This is a genomic window from Pseudomonas fluorescens, from assembly GCF_902497855.1.
GTDB classification, from domain to species: Bacteria; Pseudomonadota; Gammaproteobacteria; order Pseudomonadales; family Pseudomonadaceae; genus Aquipseudomonas; species Aquipseudomonas fluorescens_BI.
The window spans coordinates 1-768 of sequence record NZ_CABVHU010000057.1; the positions used below are offsets into that span (position 1 = coordinate 1).

Here is a 768-nt window from a genome sequence, read left to right on the forward strand (position 1 = left end):
GTGGTATTGGCTGGTCACGATCATCTTTTGCCCGCCGACCGCCACGGTGCTGTCGAGGTTGAGACCGCCGGTGAGGTCGTTGTTGTAGGACGAGCGCTGGATAAATCCGTCGCCGTTGACCCGGTCCGATTGCATCGTCGCCAGCGCATTCAAACCGAGGCCATAGGTGTCGGTGATGGCCGTGGCGGAAACGCTTTGCAGCAGGTGGTCCTGCAAGTCTGTGCGGTAAGTGATCGAGGCATTGTTATCACGCCCCCCATCGCGATCGGTGCGGGTGCCGATGCTGCCGGAGAGCTGCTCTCCCGGGCCACCCAGCGCCACGCTCACGCTCAGGTCAAGGCCGCGATTTCGATCATTGCCCGAACTGAAGCTGCCCGGCCTGTCGAACAGCGACAGGCGCCAATTGGCGTCGCTGCCGAACAGTTGCGTGCGTTGAGTCCAGCCCAGATCCACGCCGACCACTTCGGTGTTGCCTTCGCTGTGGGACACCCGGGCATTGACAGAACTTTTGCTGGTGAGGCGATGATTGAGTGACAAGGACGAGTTGCTGGTCTGGCCGATAAATACATTGCGCTGCCGCACGCGCGTGCCGTCGGGCAAGGTGTCGTAGAGCCGCGTGGTGTCGAGCCAGCTGCGGTTATGGCTGGCGACGAGGCTGCCGCTGCCGTAGGAGTAAAGCCCCTGCACGTCGAAACCGGTGCCGTAGTCCTGAGTCTTGTAGACGTTGGCGAAGACGCTGGCGTTGTTGACGATGGCCCAATCGACCGA

Annotated in this window: 1 pseudogene; it reads right to left on the reverse strand. The window is 61.8% G+C overall.

The annotated features are described in order from the left end of the window. A pseudogene (locus tag F8N96_RS34825) lies at positions 1-768 on the reverse strand (pilus assembly protein PapC); the annotation flags it as partial.